Origin of the sequence: Kocuria sp. CPCC 205235, from assembly GCF_040980905.1 — a bacterium.
Lineage (GTDB): Bacteria > Actinomycetota > Actinomycetes > Actinomycetales > Micrococcaceae > Kocuria > Kocuria carniphila.
Genome location: NZ_JAVKPR010000026.1, coordinates 20586 through 38518, shown reverse-complemented (window position 1 = coordinate 38518; position 17933 = coordinate 20586). Strand labels below are relative to the sequence as shown.

Annotated in this window: 18 protein-coding genes and 1 tRNA gene; 9 read left to right on the top strand and 10 right to left on the bottom strand. The window is 63.0% G+C overall.

Annotated features, from left to right (window positions below):
• On the top strand, positions 1-699 hold a 699-nt coding region (locus RF638_RS13895), incomplete at its 5' end, for an integrase core domain-containing protein (RefSeq protein ID WP_368842267.1).
• A 110-nt stretch (positions 700-809) separates the two neighbouring features.
• Here the strand turns inward: RF638_RS13895 and RF638_RS13890 are convergent.
• A tRNA-Ala gene (locus RF638_RS13890) sits at positions 810-882 on the bottom strand.
• 84 nt (positions 883-966) lie between these two features.
• On the opposite strand from RF638_RS13890, the gene RF638_RS13885 reads away from it, so the two are divergent.
• On the top strand, positions 967-1752 hold the full coding sequence (locus RF638_RS13885) for a LysR substrate-binding domain-containing protein (RefSeq protein ID WP_368842266.1): 786 nt from the start codon (positions 967-969) through the stop codon (positions 1750-1752).
• Between the two features lie 12 nt (positions 1753-1764).
• Here the strand turns inward: RF638_RS13885 and RF638_RS13880 are convergent, their stop codons facing one another.
• Positions 1765-2856: a mechanosensitive ion channel family protein gene (locus tag RF638_RS13880; protein ID WP_368842265.1), complete on the bottom strand. Its 1092-nt coding sequence runs from the start codon at positions 2854-2856 to the stop codon at positions 1765-1767.
• 46 nt (positions 2857-2902) lie between these two features.
• Positions 2903-3937, bottom strand: coding sequence for a magnesium/cobalt transporter CorA (corA, locus tag RF638_RS13875; RefSeq protein WP_368842264.1), 1035 nt, complete (start codon positions 3935-3937; stop codon positions 2903-2905).
• A 101-nt stretch (positions 3938-4038) separates the two neighbouring features.
• On the opposite strand from corA, the gene RF638_RS13870 reads away from it, so the two are divergent.
• The 3 genes from RF638_RS13870 to RF638_RS13860 are packed head-to-tail and all read left to right on the top strand — an operon-like array spanning position 4039 to position 6914.
• A complete protein-coding gene (locus RF638_RS13870; RefSeq protein WP_368842263.1) occupies positions 4039-4539 on the top strand; it encodes an NUDIX hydrolase in 501 nt (166 codons plus the stop codon).
• A gap of 56 nt (positions 4540-4595) precedes the next feature.
• A complete protein-coding gene (locus RF638_RS13865) occupies positions 4596-5654 on the top strand; it encodes a glycine betaine ABC transporter substrate-binding protein (RefSeq protein ID WP_368842262.1) in 1059 nt (352 codons plus the stop codon).
• 42 nt (positions 5655-5696) lie between these two features.
• Entirely contained in the window at positions 5697-6914 is a 1218-nt protein-coding gene (locus RF638_RS13860; protein WP_315279483.1) for a pyridoxal phosphate-dependent aminotransferase, read from the top strand.
• Positions 6915-6933: 19 nt separating this feature from the next.
• On the opposite strand, the gene RF638_RS13855 is transcribed toward RF638_RS13860, so the two are convergent.
• Together RF638_RS13855 and xseA are read right to left on the bottom strand one after the other, a co-directional pair.
• On the bottom strand, positions 6934-7206 hold the full coding sequence (locus RF638_RS13855) for an exodeoxyribonuclease VII small subunit (protein WP_368842261.1): 273 nt from the start codon (positions 7204-7206) through the stop codon (positions 6934-6936).
• Between the two features lie 37 nt (positions 7207-7243).
• A complete protein-coding gene (xseA, locus tag RF638_RS13850) occupies positions 7244-8545 on the bottom strand; it encodes an exodeoxyribonuclease VII large subunit (RefSeq protein WP_368842260.1) in 1302 nt (433 codons plus the stop codon).
• Between the two features lie 59 nt (positions 8546-8604).
• Between xseA and RF638_RS13845 the strand changes: the two genes are divergently transcribed.
• The 4 genes from RF638_RS13845 to RF638_RS13830 all read left to right on the top strand — a co-directional run bounded on the left by RF638_RS13845 (position 8605) and on the right by RF638_RS13830 (position 12961).
• Positions 8605-9510 (top strand): hypothetical protein, encoded by a 906-nt coding sequence (locus RF638_RS13845; RefSeq protein WP_368842259.1) that lies wholly within the window; start codon positions 8605-8607, stop codon positions 9508-9510.
• Positions 9511-9514: 4 nt separating this feature from the next.
• Positions 9515-10597, top strand: coding sequence for a 4-hydroxy-3-methylbut-2-enyl diphosphate reductase (locus RF638_RS13840; protein ID WP_344223952.1), 1083 nt, complete (start codon positions 9515-9517; stop codon positions 10595-10597).
• A gap of 64 nt (positions 10598-10661) precedes the next feature.
• On the top strand, positions 10662-11021 hold the full coding sequence (locus RF638_RS13835; RefSeq protein WP_344223953.1) for a metalloregulator ArsR/SmtB family transcription factor: 360 nt from the start codon (positions 10662-10664) through the stop codon (positions 11019-11021).
• Positions 11018-12961, top strand: a complete 1944-nt coding sequence (locus RF638_RS13830) for a heavy metal translocating P-type ATPase (RefSeq protein ID WP_368842258.1) — start codon at positions 11018-11020, stop codon at positions 12959-12961. Before RF638_RS13835 ends, RF638_RS13830 begins: the two co-directional genes overlap by 4 nt.
• Positions 12962-12987: 26 nt before the next feature.
• Here RF638_RS13830 and rmuC read toward each other — a convergent pair whose 3' ends face one another.
• The 5 genes from rmuC to RF638_RS13805 all read right to left on the bottom strand — a co-directional run bounded on the left by rmuC (position 12988) and on the right by RF638_RS13805 (position 17764).
• Positions 12988-14259 (bottom strand): DNA recombination protein RmuC, encoded by a 1272-nt coding sequence (rmuC, locus tag RF638_RS13825; RefSeq protein WP_368629516.1) that lies wholly within the window; start codon positions 14257-14259, stop codon positions 12988-12990.
• A 97-nt stretch (positions 14260-14356) separates the two neighbouring features.
• Positions 14357-14968 (bottom strand): response regulator transcription factor, encoded by a 612-nt coding sequence (locus RF638_RS13820; RefSeq protein ID WP_344223957.1) that lies wholly within the window; start codon positions 14966-14968, stop codon positions 14357-14359.
• A complete protein-coding gene (locus RF638_RS13815; RefSeq protein WP_095796319.1) occupies positions 14965-16113 on the bottom strand; it encodes a sensor histidine kinase in 1149 nt (382 codons plus the stop codon). Before RF638_RS13815 ends, RF638_RS13820 begins: the two co-directional genes overlap by 4 nt.
• Positions 16114-16124: 11 nt before the next feature.
• Positions 16125-16886, bottom strand: a complete 762-nt coding sequence (locus RF638_RS13810; protein ID WP_095796320.1) for an ABC transporter permease — start codon at positions 16884-16886, stop codon at positions 16125-16127.
• A 41-nt stretch (positions 16887-16927) separates the two neighbouring features.
• On the bottom strand, positions 16928-17764 hold the full coding sequence (locus tag RF638_RS13805) for an ABC transporter ATP-binding protein (protein ID WP_095796321.1): 837 nt from the start codon (positions 17762-17764) through the stop codon (positions 16928-16930).
• Positions 17765-17933 lie beyond the last annotated feature (169 nt).

Here is a 17933-nt window from a genome sequence, read left to right as displayed (position 1 = left end):
GAGATCCTGGACTTCCTCGACGATCACTCCCGCTACCTACTGCACCTACGCACCCAATTAGCGTTTACCGGTGCCGACATCGTCACCACCATGCAGGGCCTGATCAGCACCTATGGGCCACCAGCTTCGACCCTGACCGATAACGGGCTGGTCTTCACCGCCCGCCTAGCCGGCCGCAAGGGAGGTCGTAACGGGTTCGAGAAACTCTTAGAAGCCCACCACATCCACCAAAAGAACGGGGCACCAGGCCACCCACAAACCCAAGGGAAAATCGAACGCTTCCATCAAACCCTCAAACGCTGGCTCACCGCCCGACCGCTCCCTGACACCACCACCGAACTTCAAGAACTCCTGGACCAATTCCGCACCTGGTACAACACCGCCAGACCCCACCGGGCCATCGCACGAACCACCCCAGCCACCGCCTACGCAGCAACCCCGAAAGCCACCCCGAACACCGAAACCACACCCGAATGGCGCACCCGCACCGACGTGATCGACGCCTGGGGAAAAGTCAGCCTGCGCTACGCCGGGACACTACGTCACCTAGGCATGGGCCGAGCCCACATCGGTGAACCCGTGCTCATGCTCATCCACGACAACCACGTCATCACCAGCAACGCCATCACCGGAGAAATCATCGCCGAACACACCATCAACCCCACCAGCAACTACCAACGACCCCACCACCGGCAGTGAACCCCCACCCCCAGACACGACAAAAGGGCCCCGGAACCGTAAAATTCCAAGACCCTTCTGTCATCCATCTACCGACTCATCTGTCAACGATGACCCGACTCAGGACAGAGTGGAGCTTAGGGGAATCGAACCCCTGACCTTTTCATTGCGAACGAAACGCTCTACCAACTGAGCTAAAGCCCCTTGCAACAGAGATCACTGTAGTCCTCCTACCTATTTTTCGCACGTCGAGCATGAGTCAGTGCCCGCGCCGATTAGTGTTGTCCCATGACCGAATCGGACCTCCCCGAGGCAGCGCAGCCGCACACGCATGATCCAGAAGAAGAGGATCAGTTTGCCGTCGGCTACGTTCCCGGGGTCATGCCGGGTAAGTGGTTCCGGCGGTGGGAAGAGCGCCGCCACAAGCCAGTCCTCAGCCAACAGCAATTCCGGGCTGACGATTGGCGAGAAGCACTCACCAACGGAGACATCAAAGCCTGCTTCGTCCGCCTCGACAGGGAGGAGCAGGACCCCAGCTTGGAGGAACTGCGCCAGAACTTTCGGGCGGTCGCCCTGTATGAAGAACTGCAGGTCGCAGTACTGGACCAGGACCACATCCTCACCGTCGCGGAATCACTGACCACCGACGAGCTGAAGGCTGAATCCACGCCTCAAGAGAAGCCCGCCACCGATGACGCCGGCATGGCCGTGGAACTCACTGCCGCCGGCGTGGGCCCGGTCATCCTGCCCATGTCGCTGGCCCGCCTGCACCACCGCAAGGACGTCACCTACCGCGAACTCACGGATGCCCCCACCATCCCCGTGGTGCTCGTGTGGCCGCAGGATCTCAGCGAAGAGGATGAGGCCACGGTCCAGCAGTTCGTGGGCATCGTGCGTGGTCGCAGCGCAAACAGCGGCCGCGACACGCCGCCGAGTAAAGATCAAGAGGGCAAGAAAAAGAAGCAGTCCCAGAAACAGCAGCCCAAGGCCCCGCAGCGCCGCGGCGGCAAGGGACCTAAGGGGGCAAAAGCGGCGTCGGCGAGCAAAAATGCCCGACGACGCCGCCCACGCTAGAAACGCCCGGAACTAACCGTCTCCGCGGCGTTCAGATGAGTCGGTGCTGGAATCCCCGCTGGTCGGGGTGCGGCCGTCTGTCGTAGAGGTGTCCGGGGCTGGCTCCGGCTTGCGCACGGTCGTGCGCAGCTGGCCGGTCTGCGGAACTCGTGGTAATGGGAAGGACGTGGTGCGGGTGTCGTCGTCGGTTGAGGTGGAACCGCCCGCGGTGCCGTCGTTGCGCACGACCATCTGATTGACCAATGGCAAGCGCAGGCCTTCGCGGTCGAGCATCTTTTTGATGCGCACGCGCAAGACACGCGCCACGTCCCACTGCTGCAGTGGCGCTGTCTTCACGGCCAGGCGCACGGTGATGGATTCGCCGGTGATGTTCTCTACGCCCCACACCTCGGGGTCATCGATGATGTTGGGACCCATGTCCGGGTCATCGCGCAACAGCTGCGCCTCGTGCTCGATGAGGTCGGTGAGCAGGTCGATATTGGTGTCGTAGGGGACCGGGATATCCAGGACGCAGCGGGCCCAGCCCTGGGACTGGTTGCCCACGCGCAGGATCTCGCCGTTGCGCACGTGCCACAGGGTGCCCTTCACATCGCGGACCTGGGTCACGCGCAGTCCCACGCTCTCCACCGTGCCGATGGCTTCGCCCAGGTCCACGGAATCGCCGATGCCCAGCTGGTCCTCGGCCACCATGAAGATTCCGGACAGGTAATCCTTCACCAAGGATTGCGCGCCGAAAGACAAGGCAACACCGGCGATACCGGCGGAGGCCAGCACCGGCGCAATATTGAAACCGAGCTCCGCAATGATCATCAGGATGGCTACGGCCCAAATGACAATCACAGCCACGGACGACAGTACGGACCCCACGGTGGAGGCTCGCTGCGCCTGACGGTCCGAGGCCAGCCCGGCATCGGCGACCCATCGGGCCTTCCCATTGTCGATTTTGCGCACGATGCGAGAGCGGGATCCACGCGCAATTCCCCGGGTGACATTGCGAATCACCAACCGCAACACGGCGGTCAGGACCAATGCGCCCAGGAAAATCAGGAGCACACGGAACGGTGCATCCAACCAAAAATGCCAATCAAGCAGTTTCTCTTCCATCGAGCACTAGATTAACCGCCCCGGTTGAATGGCCCCTAAGCGAGCCTTAGAGCCACTTCTTGGCCTTGAAAATCACGTAGAGCACCACACCCACACCCAGCATCAAGCCCAGGGCCATGGGGTAGCCGTACTGCCACTCCAGCTCAGGCATGTGCGCGAAGTTCATACCGTAAACGGAACCCACGATGGACGGAGCGAACAGGATGGCCGCCCAGGACGAGATGCGCTTCATTTGCTCGTTCTGTTCCATTGCGGCCTCGTTCTGCCGGGCCGTGGTCAGTGTGGAGTCCAGGGTCATGGCGTCCGCGAGTGAAGAACGCATGGACTCGAGCTTGTTGTTCACCACGATCACGTGGTCGAGCACGTCGCGCAACCGGTGTTGGAGTTCCACGTTGGTGCCGTACTTCTGGAATCCCGCGAAGTACTGGTTCATCACGGTGTTCAGCGGTGATACCCCGCGGTGGAAGTCATTGACCTCGCGTGCGAGCTCGTAAATGCGCTGGGACACGTGATGCTCGCCGGCAAATAGGGCGTCCTCGATCTCGTCGATATCGTTCTCAAGACCGTCGAGCACCGGGAAGTAATCATCCACGATCTGGTCGAACAGGGCGTAGAGCACGCCGTCCCCGCCCAGTCTGATCAGCTCAGCTTGACCTTCCACGCGCTCGCGGACTCGCGTGACACCCATGGATTCCGAGTGGCGGATGGTGATCACGAAATTGGGCCCGGTGAAAATGTGGATTTCGCCGATGTCCACGGTCTCGTCATGATCGTTGTAGACCGCGGGCCGCAGCACGGTGAACAGGGTGTCGCCGTAGCGCTCGATCTTGGGCCGCTGGTGTGCCTGAATGGTGTCCTCGACCGCCAGCTCGTGCAACTTGAAGTGCTCCGCCAGCGACTTCACCTCCGCCGCGCTGGGCCGGTACAGACCGATCCATGCGAGCACCGACTCCTTCTGGCCGTCATCGGTGGTCCCGCATTCCTCGTTCAGCTGTCGCAACAACCGGTAGGTCTCTTGCAGGTTGGACGGGGTCTCGATCCGCTGCCCGTTGCGGTAAATGGCATTGTCCACGATGCTCACCCGCCCATTATCTCCGCTCACCTTTTACTCGCGACAACGGGCGGGCTCGCGTGGCTCGGCGGGTACGACGCCGCTCGCTCCCGGTCAGTAGACTCGTCACCATGAGTTTGGCTTTCGATTCCAGGGTGGGCGCGTACGCGCTCATCGTCCATGACCAACAGGTTCTGTTGACCCATTGGAATCCGCGACGCGCCGATTTCGACGGCGCGTGGACCCTCCCCGGGGGCGGTATGGAACCCGGTGAGCAACCGGAGACCACCATGCTGCGGGAGGTTCTGGAGGAAACCGGGTACACGGTGGCCACCGACACCATGCTGGGAGTGCACAGCAGGTGGATGTCTCCCGAGCAGCGACTGGACGGCAACCCCCGGGAGTACCACGCGTGTCGGGTCCTCTACACCGCACACGTGCTGGACGGTGAACTGACCGTTGAAGAAGATGGATCTTCCGACGACACCAGGTGGGTTCCCCTGGTGGAACTCGACGAACTCGACCGCCTGGATTTGGTGGATCAAGCCCTGCGGTTGGCTGGCCTGGGCACGTGGGTCGACCAACCAGAAGAACAACCGAGCCCCGTGGTCGAGCAGGACATCGAAGAGTGACCGTTGAGCACAGCACGGGTGCTCCCCACAGCGCCCCTCTGCACAGCCGCAGGGTGATGAGGACTCGCTCGAGAACACGCCAAGTTGGTCTGCTCGGGATCGCTCTGACGGGATTGCTCGCGCTCACTGCGTGCGACAACGGAGGTGAGAGCTCCGCACCGGGAGATATCGAACCCGAGCCGGCCGCGGCGGCGTCGTCAGCGGGAACGAAAGATGGCAGCGCCGTGAAGATTGCCACGGGCGTGAGCGACCAGACCCGCGTGGTGGCGCACATGTACGCCCAGCAACTGCGCAACCAGGGGATTGGCGCCGAGGTCGTTGATGTCGGGCGTGACCGGAATGAACTGTTCGACGCGCTGCAGGCCAAGCAAGTGCATGTGTTCCCGGATTTCACCGGTGATCTGTACGTGCACGTGGCGGAGAACGAAACCCCGGCGTCGCCATCGAACACACCCACGCCTGCGCCCACCGCGTCCGAGGATCCGGGATTCATTGGTTCGCTTGCGCAGCTGCTCGGGTTCACCGGCGAGACCGGGCCCTCCGGGGACGACGTCTACGACGCGCTGCCCGACTCGATGCCCAGGGGGCTGCAGATCCTCAATCAAGGCCCGGCGGAAAACACCGACCGATTCGTGGTGGCTCCCGCGACTGCCGTGGAGCTGGAACTGGACGATCTCACCTCGGTGGGGGAGCAGTGTTCTGAGATGGCGGTCGGTATGCCGGGCAATTACGCGGATTCTGACCAGGGCGTGCAGGGGTTGGAAAGTTACTACGACTGCCAGCCGAAATCCGCTCCGGAGATTGTCGACTATGACGAGCGGGTGGATGCGCTGCTTAACAACGAGGTTCAGGCCGCGGTGCTGCCCGAGTCCTCACCCGTGATCGACGATGACGACCTGCGGGTGCTCGACGACCCCAATAATCTGTACCGCCCGGAGAAACTGGTGGCAGTGGCATCGGAAGGGCTCACCGGGGGCGCCGTCTCCGCGATCAACGGCATCACGACCAGTGTTCGCACCGGAGACCTGGCCATGATGACGCGCTTGGTCAGCGGCGACAATCCGGAGATGGCACCCGAGGAAGCGGCAGCATTTATCAGGGAACAGCCCCGCTAAATTTGCGTGGCAGCGCCATGACGGACGAGTAGTGTTGCCCTCATGGCAATGGTGAAGCAATCCGACAAACTGAAGAACGTGCTCTACGACATCCGCGGTCCCGTGCTGGACCAAGCGGAAAAAATGGAGGCGGCGGGACATCGCATTCTGCGACTGAACATCGGCAACCCCGCGCCCTTCGGTTTCGAGGCGCCGGATTCGATCCTGGTCGACATGATCAAGAACCTGCCCAACGCCCAGGGTTACTCGGACTCGCGCGGTATCTACTCCGCCCGCACCGCCGTGGTGCAGTACTACCAGACGCGCGGCATCATGAATCTGGACACGGATGACGTCTATCTGGGCAACGGTGTATCCGAAATGATCACCATGTCCTTGCAGGCGCTGTGCGACACCGGTGACGAGATCCTGGTGCCCTCCCCGGACTACCCGCTGTGGACCGCATCGGTTGCGCTGTCCGGCGGCACCCCCGTGCACTACCTGTGCGACGAGGAGAATGGCTGGAACCCGGATCTCGAAGACCTGGAATCCAAGATCACCTCCCGCACCAAGGGCATTGTGGTGATCAACCCCAACAACCCCACCGGCGCTGTGTACTCGCGCGAGACCCTCAAGAAGATTGTGGAGATCGCCAAGAAGCACGAGCTCATCCTCTTCGCGGACGAGATCTACGAAAAGATCACCTACGACGACGCCGAGATGATCAACCTGGCTTCACTCACCGGCGAGGACGTCCTGTGCCTGACGTATTCGGGCCTGTCCAAGGCGTACCGGGTGGCCGGCTACCGTTCCGGTTGGTTGGCGATCACCGGCCCCAACTGGAAAGCGGAGTCCTACATCGAGGGCATCAAGCTGCTGGCCAACATGCGCATGTGCGCCAACGTGCCCGCGCAGCACGCGATCCAGACGGCACTGGGCGGGCACCAATCCATCAACGACCTGATTCTGCCCGGCGGTCGCCTCAAGGCACAGCGCGACCTGGCCTACAAGAAGCTCAACGAGATCGACGGCGTTACGTGCCAGCAAGCACATGGTGCTCTCTACTTGTTCCCGAAGTTGGACGTGGAGAAGTTCGGCATCGAGGATGACGAGCGCTTCGCCCTGGACCTGCTCAAGGAACAGAAGATCCTGCTCAGCCACGGCACTGCGTTCAACTGGGGCGAACCGGACCACTTCCGCTTGGTGACCTTGCCCGCAGTGGAGATGCTGGATACCGCTCTCGACCGCCTCGGCGAGTTCCTGTCCGGGTACCACCAGTAGGCGGTACCGCCCCGGGCCGTTACTCCTCCGACGCCGCTTGCTCTCGAGTTTCTTCACGCCGGGCGCGGGCGGCGTCGAGCCGTTCCCGAGCACCGTCCAGCCACTTCTCGCAGCGGGTGGCTAGTGCTTCACCGCGCTCCCACAGCTGCAATGACTCTTCCAGGGTGGTGCCGCCGGTTTCGAGCTTGGAGACGATTTCCACGAGTTGCTCGCGTGCTTGTTCGTAGCCGAGCTGGTCGATGTCGGACAGGTCCGGTGCGGCGTTGTCCGAGGACTGGTTTTCCTTGGTCATGATGGTCCTTTCTGAAGCAGTGCTGTTGGGGCGCTGGTTAGTGTTCGCCGGGATGGCGTTTGCTGGCTGTGTCTACGGTGACGCCCAGTTCGCCGGAGGCAAGGCGCACGGCAAGCTGTTGCTTGGTCTTCACGGAATCCGATTCGGTGACCACGTGCCCATCATTGGTCTGGACCACGGCGTACCCGCGATCCAGAGTCTGCTGAGGGGATAGGGCACGGACGCGCGCCCGCATTTGGGTGACCGCGTCCTGCGCACGAAGCGTGGCTGTGTTGACCGCGGACCACGCCCGAGAGCGCCAGCGGTCCAGATCTTCTTCCCGCACCAGGATCATGCCGTCCGGTTGGGAGAGCACCGGGCGGGTGCGCATGGATGCCAAGCCCTGCTGTTCGCGCTCGATGAGGGTGGTGACCGCTCGGTCCAGGGCGGCGCGAGCCTGGCCGATGCGCAGCCGTTCCTCTTGAACGTCCGGCACCACGCGCTTACCGGCATCCGTGGGAGTGGAGGCGCGCACATCCGCCACGTAATCCAACAGCGGTTGGTCATTCTCGTGGCCGATCGCGCTGACCACGGGGGTGTTCGCGGCAAAGACGTTGCGGATCAAGGACTCGTCGCTGAAGGCCAGAAGGTCTTCGAATGCGCCGCCGCCGCGGGCAATCACGATGACGTCCACGTGATCCAACTGATCTAGTTCCGCCAGCGCGGCGCTCACGGCGTGTGCGGCCCCATTGCCCTGCACCGGAACTTCGCGGATCTCGAACTGCACACCCGGCCAGCGCAGGGACGCGTTACGCACCACGTCTTTCTCGGCATCCGAATTGCGGCCCGTGATCAACCCGACGCACGAGGGCAACACGGGCAGCGGTTTCTTGTGGCGGGGGTCGAATAGCCCCTCATCCGCCAACGCACGGCGCAACCGTTCGAGACGTTCCAGCAGATCGCCCAGGCCCACGGGGCGGATGCCGCGGCCGATCATGGAGAGGCGACCCGTTTTGGCATAGAAGTCTGCCTTGAGGTTCACCACCACGCGCATGCCCTGTTCCAGGGGCCGCTGCAGCGCAGCCATTTCCTGGCCGAAAAGGGTCACGGAGACGGACATTTCCTCGTTCATGTCCCGCAGGGTCACGTAGGAGACGCGTGCCCGGTGGTTGACCTCGATGACTTGACCCTCGACCCACGCATCCGGGGCCTTTTTGATCCAGGCATTGAGGTTGGAGGACAGGCGGGCGAGCGGCCAAGGATTCTCCGGGGACGTGTCCCGAGCGAACTGAGCGAGTTCCCGGTGGGGGTCCGGGGCGTCTACAGCATCCGAGAGCTGCGGCGAAGTTGGTGTGCTCATGGGTCATGCTTACCACCCCCGGACGACATGCACAGGCAACTTTTCCCTAAAGTGGAGCCGTGACCCCTCAACCCCCTGCCTCCACCACCCGTGCGCTGCGAACCGTATGCGCCGTGCTGTGCGGACTCCTCACCGGGCTGTTCTTTGCCGCGTGGCTCGGGCTCACGTGGCTGCAGGACCATTTGCTGTCACCGTCCGGGTTTCAAGACACCGCGCACTCGGTTGTTACGGACACCCAGTTCCAGACAGAACTGGTGGGCACCCTCCTGGGTCGCGCTTCATTCGGGTTGCTCGATGACTACCAGACCGGACTCGGGCCGGTGGACCGGACCCTCGAAAACGTGCGGGAGCGCGCCGTCGGCGCCGCAGAATCTTTCGCGACCGCTCCCGAGCAACGGGAGATGTGGACCCAGGTGCTCGTTCAAACCCACGCTGCCAACGTGCCGCTCTCGCCGGAAATGGGGGAGGCCCCGGAGAACTTGGTCGTGAACGTCCATCCCGTGGGCGCCACGATCGATCAGCGCGTTCGGGACGCCATCGGGATTGACCCCGCGTTGAGCACCCAGGAGCTCACGGTGACCGTTCCCGGCGCTCGTACGGGACCTGCCATCGACGTGATCGTGTGGATCGCCCAGTGGCGCTTCGTGCTCCCGTGGCTGGCCGGGGCACTGGGTATCGCCACGCTACTGTTGGCTCCTCGCCGTTGGCTGGCCGTCGCGGGCCTGGGACTCGCCGGGCTGGCCATGACCGCGGCACTGTTGATTGCGGCACTCCTGGCGGCCCAATCTCTCATCTCGGCATCCTCGATTGAGCCAGTGGCGAATCTGGTGGTCCTCGAAATCGTGGGTCTATTGCGGGAATCATTCGTGGCCCGGTGCGTCACGGGCATGATCTGGGCTGCCGTGTTGGTCCTCGTGGGTGTGACGGGCGCCGTGGTGAGACGTCACGCTGTCGCCTACCATTAAGGGCATGTCCACAACCGTTGATCTTTCCATGCCCACCGTTCCTCGCGTACGGCGCACACCTCAAGAGATCGCCGACGCCGCCCCGGTCGCTGGTTCTCGCAAGGTCTTGTTAGCCGCGCCGCGCGGGTACTGTGCCGGCGTGGATCGCGCCGTGATCGCGGTGGAGAAGGCACTCGAGCACTACGGTGCCCCGGTGTACGTGCGCAAGGAGATCGTGCACAACAAGTACGTGGTCGGCACGCTGGAAGAACGCGGGGCCATCTTCGTGGACGAAACCGACGAGGTTCCCGAGGGATCCCTGCTCGTGTTCTCCGCCCACGGTGTGTCCCCGGCGGTCGTGCAGTCCGCGGCGGATCGCAACCTACAGACCATTGACGCCACTTGCCCGCTGGTGACCAAGGTGCACCGCGAGGCCGTGCGTTTCGCTCGCGGAGACTACGAGATCCTGCTGATCGGTCACGTGGGCCACGAAGAGGTCGAGGGCACGTTCGGTGAGGCTCCCGAGCACATCCAGATCGTGAACTCCCCGGAGGACGTGGACACTCTCGAGGTCAACGATCCCGACAAGGTGGTGTGGCTCTCGCAGACCACGTTGAGCGTGGACGAAACCATGGAGACCGTGAACCGGCTGCGTGAGAAGTTCCCCAACCTGCAGGACCCGCCCAGCGATGACATTTGTTACGCGACGTCCAATCGTCAGGCTGCGATCAAGGAAATCGCTCCCCAGACGGACTTGGTGATCGTGGTGGGTTCGGCTAACTCGTCCAACTCCGTACGGCTCAAGGAAGTCGCCGAGGAATACGGAGCCAAGCGGGCCGAGCGCGTGGACTTCGCCAACCAAGTCGATGAGTCCTGGTTCGAGGGCGTGGCCACCGTGGGCGTGACCTCCGGTGCTTCGGTGCCAGAGGTGCTCGTGCAGCAGGTCCTGGAACTGTTGGCCGAATACGGCTACGGCGAGGTCGAGGAAGTCGTCACCGCGGAGGAAGACATCCTGTTCTCCCTGCCCAAGGAACTGCGCGCCAAGCTCGCTGAGGACGGCGACAAGTCCCGTCAGCTCGGTGGCCGTGGAGCCCGCCCCAACCGCTAATCGTGCGGCGCAGTACGGTGCGTAATGGAGAGCAATAGTACAGCGGTTGCTGTATGGTCAGTACATGCTGACCATTACGACGCGCCTCGATGTCATGAACCGGCTCGGTCGAGCCATGGCCGATCCCACTAGATCCCGCATCCTGTTGCGGCTTCTGGAGGGCCCGGGGTATCCAGCTGAGTTGTCCCGCGAACTCAGCCTCAGCCGGTCGAACGTTTCCAACCACCTGACCTGTCTGCGCGACTGCGGCATTGTGGTGGCGGAACCGGAAGGGCGAAGGACGCGGTATGAGGTAGCTGATCCCCACTTATCGCGGGCTCTGGCTGACCTCGTCGAGGTAACGCTGGCGGTTGATGAAGACGCTCCCTGTATCGACCAGGCATGCTCCGTGCCTGGATGCTGCGAACCGGGTGCAGAAGCATGAGCGCGTGCGGTTGTGAAGGGGTAACGACCTCCCCGGGCGAGGACCAGGTAGAGGCCCCGTGGTGGCGTGATCGCGGTGTCATGGTTCCGGTGGCCTCCGGCATCTCGTTCCTCACTGGACTGCTGAGTCATTGGGTGGGTGCAGAAACTGTCGCGCTCGTCCTTTTCTGGACCAGCTTGCTACTCGGTGCCTCGACATTTGTTCCCGGGGCGATCCGCCGCTTGGTCAAGGGAAAGCTTGGTATCTCCCTCTTGATGACCATGAGTGCTATGGGTGCTGTGATTCTCGGGTATGTGGAAGAAGCAGCCGCCCTGGCTTTCCTCTACTCGATCGCTGAGGCTCTGGAAGACAAGGCCATGGACAAGGCCCGAAATGGCCTTCGCGCCCTGCTCAAGCTCGTTCCCGAATCAGCCACAGTTCTCGTCGATGGCAAAGCTGTTTCCGTCCCTGGGCAGGATCTGAGTCCGGGGCAGCTCATGCTCGTCAAGCCCGGGGAGCGGCTAGCCACCGATGGCATCGTGCGCCGTGGTCACAGCGCCGTAGACACATCGGCGATCACTGGCGAGTCCATCCCTCTGGAGATCGGGCCCGGGGCGGAGGTCTCCGCGGGCGCCATCAATACCACCGGCGTCCTCGAAGTCGAAGCCGCCGCCCCAGGAACCGACAACTCCCTGACGACTATCGTCAGCCTGGTTGAGCAGGCACAATCCGAGAAGGGCGAGCGTGCTCGGTTGGCAGATCGAATTGCCCGGCCACTTGTCCCCGGAGTGCTGATTCTCGCGGCACTGGTGGCCGTTATCGGATCGCTGTTCGGAGATCCCGAGTTGTGGATCACGCGGGCCCTGGTGGTACTGGTCGCCGCGTCCCCGTGCTCCATGGCCATCGCCGTTCCGATCACTGTGGTTTCCACCATCGGATCCGCCAGTAAATTCGGGGTCATTATCAAGAGTGGAGCAACCCTGGAACGATTCGGCACCGTGAGTCAGCTGGCGGTCGATAAGACCGGCACATTGACCCGCAACCGTCCTTCCGTGACCCAGGTGTTAGTAACTGAGGGAAGCTCCCGGGAACAGGTACTCTCCTGGGCCGCTGCCGTGGAGCAGCACAGCACCCATCCCTTGGCCGCAGCCATTGCTCAAGAGGCCCCAGATGTTCCAGCCGCGGATGACATCATTGAGGAAGCGGGAGAAGGAATCAGAGGCACCCTCGACGGAGCGGAAATCAGTGTGGGTAGCCCACGTCGATTCGACGCCGGAGAGCTCGCGAGTGATGTGCGCAGACTGGAAGAACTGGGCATGACCGCCGTGATCGTCCACCGGAATGGCGCCGTGGTCGGTGCCATCGGCGTGCGGGACGAGCTGCGTCCTGAGGTGCCAGAAGTGGTTAGAACCTTGTCTGCTCGGGGTACCCGCATCACCATGCTCACGGGTGATAACAAGCGAACTGCACAGGCCTTGGGTCATCTGGCTGGAATCACGGATGTCCGCTCCGAACTTCGGCCCGAGGACAAGGCGGCAGTCATCCGAGACATGAGCCAGACGAGGCCCATCGCGATGATCGGGGACGGCATCAACGACGCCCCAGCGCTCGCCGCAGCGGATGTGGGCATTGCCATGGGTGCGACCGGCTCTGATGCAGCGATTGAATCGGCCGATATCGCCTTCACCGGGCAAGACCTGCGCCTGATTCCGCAAGCCGTCGACCACGCTCGCCGCGGCCGCCGAATCATGAACCAGAACATCGTTCTTTCACTGCTCATCATCGCGGTGCTACCGCCGCTCGCCATCACGGGTGTGCTCGGACTGGCCACCGTGGTCTTGATTCACGAGGTGGCGGAGGTTTTTGTGATCCTCAACGGTTTGCGAGCGGCACGGACGGAAACCCGGCCTGTGACAGTGGACGCGGTCGAATCTCGTGAGCCGCTATCCGTCGGCGGCTGATGACCAACTGAACCGCTATCAGGTGATCAGCTGGCCCGGGCGTTGTTCTCGCCCGGGCGAGTCTCATCACCTCGGTCATTGGTGCTGTCCAGCACGAATTCGGTGGCGGTGACGGCCCGGGGCATGGTTTCGACCGGTTTGGTTTCGAGCCCCGTTGAGTCATTATCGGTGGGATCAAGTGCCGCGATCTTGCGGGCCGAAGGCAGCACACGGGTCTCGAGCGAGCCCACGAGTTTGTTGTAGCCATCCACCGAACGGCGCAGCGATCCACCCATGTCAGACAGGTGCTTCCCCACGGACCCCATGCGGTCGTAGAGCTCCCGCGAGAGCCGGTACAACTCGCGTGCGTTGTCCGTGAGCGTGGCCTGCCGCCAGCTGAATGCCACGGCCTTCAGCGACGCCATGAGCGATACCGGGGACACCAACGCCACGTTGTTCCGGGACGCGTGTTCCAGCAGAGCGGCATCGGTGTCCAGTGCGGCGGCCAAGGCCGATTCCACCGGAACAAAACACATCACGAGCTCAGGGGAACCGTCGTTACCCGTCCAGTACTGCTTGGTGGCCAGGGCGTCCACGTGCGCTCGCAGGGCCTTGGAGTGCGCTTTCAAGAGCTGCGCCCGGCGCTGCTCGTTCTCCGGTGACCCATCGGCGAGGACAGCCTGGGAGTCCAGGTAGGAATTCATGGGTGCCTTGGCATCGACCACGATCGACTGCCCGCCCGGCAGCTTCACGATCATGTCTGGGCGCTGCACGCCGCGGTCTGTGGTGCGGGAGTCCTGTTCTGTGAAGTCCACGTGCCGCAGCATTCCGGCCGCCTCCACCACGCGGCGCAACTGCATTTCTCCCCAGGCACCGCGCACAGTGGTGGAACGCAGGGAGGACGACAACGAACCAGTGGCTTCCAGCAACTGCGCATCCGTGCTGCGTGCCGCATCCAGCGCCTGACTGACCGCACCGAACTGCTCTGAGCGGTCGCGTTCCAGCTGGGTGACATGACGGCCCACGGTGCGCAGTTGATCGTTGAGCGGAGCCAACGCCTGCAGCACGTTCTGGTCCTGAAAAGACCGAGCTTCCAATGTGGCCACGTGCTTTTCGAGCTGCTCCTTGGCCTCGCGTGCCGCGGCACTTTCCTGCAAGGCGCTGAGCCGTTCGGCCTGCAGCTCGTCGACCTCTGTCTCGATCCGACGCGTCCGTCGACCGGCCACGGACATTCCCACGGCCGCACCCAGCCCAAGGCCCACCACCAGGGCGAGCAACGCCCACAACCACCACACCTGAGACATCCCGGAACCGTCCATGGGGGAACTGTTTCAGACTCCTCTGACATTCATAAGGATCTGCTCGGGCCTCCACCGACGCTCCGGCGAGCGGGGCTGTCGTGGGAGTAATCGGACCCTAGATCCAGCCGTTGCGCAACGCCCTCGACGCGGCCTCCGACCGGTTGTGTGCGGCGGTCTTACCAATGGCTGAGGACAAGTGATTCCGCACTGTGCCCGGAGATAAATGCAGTGAGGCGGCGATTTGTTTCGCGGACGCCCCCTGCGCAGATTCTCGCAACACATCCTGTTCGCGCTGTGTCAGCGGATTGGAGCCGGCCACCAGTGATTCCTCCGCAAGCTGCGGGTCGATGACACGCAGCCCCGCGTGCACGCGTCGAATGGCCTCGGCCAGCTGTTCTGCGGGCGTATCTTTCACCACGAATCCGCTGGCGCCCGCATCGAGGGCCCGGCGCAAATATCCGGGGCGGTCGAAGGTGGTCACGATCAGGCACTTGGTTCCGCTGCCCCCGCGCGCGATCTCCTGCGTGGCATCCAACCCGTTGAGCACCGGCATCTCGATGTCCAGCAGAGCCACGTCGATGTCCTGCGCGGCCACGGCGTCCACGGCTTCTCGACCATTGCCCACTTGCGCCACGACCGAGATGTCCGGTTCCAGCTCGAGCAGGGCAGCCAGCCCGGCCCTCACCAACGCCTGATCATCCGCAATCACTACGGAGATGGTCTTCATGCCGGTTCCACCACGATTCTCGTTCCTTGGTCCTTGCCCTCCACGGGCGATGTCGCGGTCAATTTAAGCCCGGCTTTCTCGGCTCGTTCCCGCATGCCTCGCAGGCCATTGCCGGACATCGACGACGCCGCCGCGTCCGCGCCGTCGCGCTCGCAACTCAACCCAGCGCCGTCGTCGGTGATGGTCAGGGTGGTCGAGGTGAGCGTGACCCAGCACGAAGTAGCGGACGAGTGGCGCACCGCATTCGTCACGGCCTCACGAAGGATCCACGCAAACGTGGAACGCCAGGGAGCCTCAATCGACGGAACTGTACTGGGCAGATGCGGGGTGATGCCCGCGGAGCGCAGTGCGGCCCGAGTCTGAACCAATTGGACGCTCAGCTCGGGTTCGCGCAGTTTGCCCACCGTGGAGCGCACATCGGTGAGGGAATCGCGCGTGAGGACCAGAACGTCGTCGAGCTCTTGGGCCGCTCGTTCCGGGTCCGTGGCCATGAGGCGCTTGGCCAGCTGGACCTTCATGGACACCACGGTGAGGGAATGGCCCAGGATGTCGTGGACGTCGCGGCCCACGGACTCGCGCTGCTGAGCCAGTTTGAGTTCGCGCTGTAGCTGCTCCTGAGCCACGGAGCGTTCGACTACCCAGCGGGAGACCAGAAGCAGCATCCACGAGGGCCCGATGCCGATGATCGGCCAGATCCAATCCTCTCGCGCGGTCAACATCAACCACGGTGTGAGCGCGAGAATCGCAATAACCGCGGCAGCGAGGAGCGATTCCTTCATGGACATACGGAACACACAGACCGCTACGAAGAACGGACTGACATAAGTCGCGGCGAGCCCGCCCGCAGGAATCACCAAGGCCACGGGCAACAGGAGAATCAAGCACCACACCAGGGCGTTGAATCGCTCACTGTGCTCGGGGAACAGGTATTCCTTGATCCACGAGATGACGTACAAAACGGCGAAGAGCCCCAGCCCGATGAGTGCCATGACCTTGAGGCCATCGTCCGCAGGGCTTGACCACACGCGGGTCACGGGGAAGATGAGGAACACCAGCCACACGGAGGCGAACAGGACATCGGGCCAGCCGGAGGGCCATTCGGCGGGATTTTCGGCCGACGTTTCTTTCTCGGTCTGAGTATTCATCGTCACTGTGCTCATTTGCGGGCCGTTGCTTTCCGCGCGGCGAACAGGGCGATGGCGGCGAAAATCACGGTCCACACACCCACGTTGGCCAGCAGCATCCAGACGCTGTCCTGTTCGGCGGCGCCGTCCACGGAAACCACCCAGCCTTCGGTAATGGGGTAGCGGGCAAGTCCAACAATTCCATACAAGGGCGTGAAGCGGGCGAAGTCCAGTAACGAACCGGACAACGGCATGAACACGTTGCCCAGGAAGGCGAGCACCACCAGCAGGCCGGTGGCGGCGCTGACCGCGCCGTCCGAGCGGAACAACAGTCCTGCGGCCAGACCGTAGAGCGCAAAGACCACGGAACAGGCAATGACGATGCCGGCGGTTGCGAACCAGCGCCACACATCGTCCATGACCGAATTGGTGAGGACACCGGCCAAATAAACGATGATCACCGGCACCACCGCCACAGTCATCGCGACGATCACTTTGGTGGCGGCGTATCCGCCCGTTCCCATGGGCGTCATGGCCAACTGTCGGCCCCAGCCCTGCATCCTCTCCACGGCGGCGCTGCCCGCAATGGAGGTGGTTGCGGTGACCGCGCCGTACGCGGCCATGGAGACCATCAGGTAGGCGGAGACATTGCCATGGCCCGAGGATTCGTCGGACCAGCCCTGGGTGACACCGAACATGATGAACAATGCCGCGGGCAGTATCGCGATGAAGAACATGTTCTCGAAGGCGCGGACCTGGCGCCAGAAGTCATGGAGTGTGTACGTGAGATTCATAATGAATTCCTTGTCGATCCTGGTTATCAGTTCTGCTGGTTTCAGTGCTCGGAAGAACGGTTCACGAGCGCTGTAAAGGCCTCTTCCAGGCCACCGCGGGAGATTTCCAGTTCGTTGGCGGGCGTTTCGGTCAGTAGCACGCGTGCCAGTTGATCCGAGTCGTGTGTTTGTGCGGTGACGCGGGCGCCCTTCCAATCAAGGTGCGTGACGCCGGGAAGGTCCGGCAACGGCGTCGCGCCGGGCCAGTCGAACGACACCGTTTGATGCGTGGAAGCGGATCGGAAGCTGTCCACCGTGCCGTCGTGATGCACCGCTCCGCGGTCAAGAAGCACCACGCGCTGGGCGAAGTCTTCGGCCTCTTGCAGATAGTGGGTAGCGAACACCACGGTGCGGCCCTCGCGGGCCTCGGCGCGCATGGTGTCCCAGAATTCCTGTCGGGCCTGTACATCCATGCCGGCGGTGGGCTCGTCGAGAATCAGCAGATCCGGCTCAGGGAGCAGAGCCAGGGCAAAGCGAACGCGCTGCTGCTGACCTCCCGAGCATTTGGCGATCTTGCGTTTCGCGAACGACGCCGCTCCGGCGCGTTCCAGCGCCTCGTCCACGGGCATGTGCTCGCGGTAGAGCGACGCGATCATCACCACCGTTTCGCGCACAGACAAGTCCGCGAGAAGGCCACCCGTTTGTTGGACGGCACCCACCAAGCCGCGGGAGACGGCCTCGCGCGGGCTGTGTCCGAAGACCGCGACCGTGCCTTCTCCCGGGTTGTTCATACCCAGGGCCAGGTCCAGAAGTGTGGTCTTGCCGGCGCCATTGGGTCCCAACAGGGCCACGATCTCACCGCGCTCGATGCGCAGGTTCACGTCGTTGACGGCGTGCACCGTCTCCTTGCGAGTCCGGAACACCTGATGAACGTGAGAGCACTCGATGGCCGGGGCGAGCGGAGCGGTCGTGGAAGTGGCTCGTCGAGCTGAGGAAGGGGCAACTGGAGGATTCATACCTTTAGATTCGCGGGAAAACACGCCACGCAGAACTGCCGAACGTCACGAC

Bases quoted from the DNA above. Each gene is read 5' to 3' on its own strand.
- RF638_RS13820 (WP_344223957.1), bottom strand. From the start codon at position 14,968: ATGAAGACCATCTCCGTAGTGATTGCGGATGATCAGGCGTTGGTGAGG.
- RF638_RS13810 (WP_095796320.1), bottom strand. From the start codon at position 16,886: ATGAATCTCACGTACACACTCCATGACTTCTGGCGCCAGGTCCGCGCC.
- RF638_RS13880 (WP_368842265.1), bottom strand. From the start codon at position 2,856: ATGGAAGAGAAACTGCTTGATTGGCATTTTTGGTTGGATGCACCGTTC.
- RF638_RS13815 (WP_095796319.1), bottom strand. From the start codon at position 16,113: ATGAATACTCAGACCGAGAAAGAAACGTCGGCCGAAAATCCCGCCGAA.
- RF638_RS13860 (WP_315279483.1), top strand. From the start codon at position 5,697: ATGGCAATGGTGAAGCAATCCGACAAACTGAAGAACGTGCTCTACGAC.
- RF638_RS13835 (WP_344223953.1), top strand. From the start codon at position 10,662: ATGCTGACCATTACGACGCGCCTCGATGTCATGAACCGGCTCGGTCGA.
- RF638_RS13840 (WP_344223952.1), top strand. From the start codon at position 9,515: ATGTCCACAACCGTTGATCTTTCCATGCCCACCGTTCCTCGCGTACGG.
- rmuC (WP_368629516.1), bottom strand. From the start codon at position 14,259: ATGGACGGTTCCGGGATGTCTCAGGTGTGGTGGTTGTGGGCGTTGCTC.
- RF638_RS13855 (WP_368842261.1), bottom strand. From the start codon at position 7,206: ATGACCAAGGAAAACCAGTCCTCGGACAACGCCGCACCGGACCTGTCC.
- RF638_RS13865 (WP_368842262.1), top strand. From the start codon at position 4,596: ATGAGGACTCGCTCGAGAACACGCCAAGTTGGTCTGCTCGGGATCGCT.
- RF638_RS13885 (WP_368842266.1), top strand. From the start codon at position 967: ATGACCGAATCGGACCTCCCCGAGGCAGCGCAGCCGCACACGCATGAT.
- xseA (WP_368842260.1), bottom strand. From the start codon at position 8,545: ATGAGCACACCAACTTCGCCGCAGCTCTCGGATGCTGTAGACGCCCCG.
- RF638_RS13830 (WP_368842258.1), top strand. From the start codon at position 11,018: ATGAGCGCGTGCGGTTGTGAAGGGGTAACGACCTCCCCGGGCGAGGAC.
- RF638_RS13870 (WP_368842263.1), top strand. From the start codon at position 4,039: ATGAGTTTGGCTTTCGATTCCAGGGTGGGCGCGTACGCGCTCATCGTC.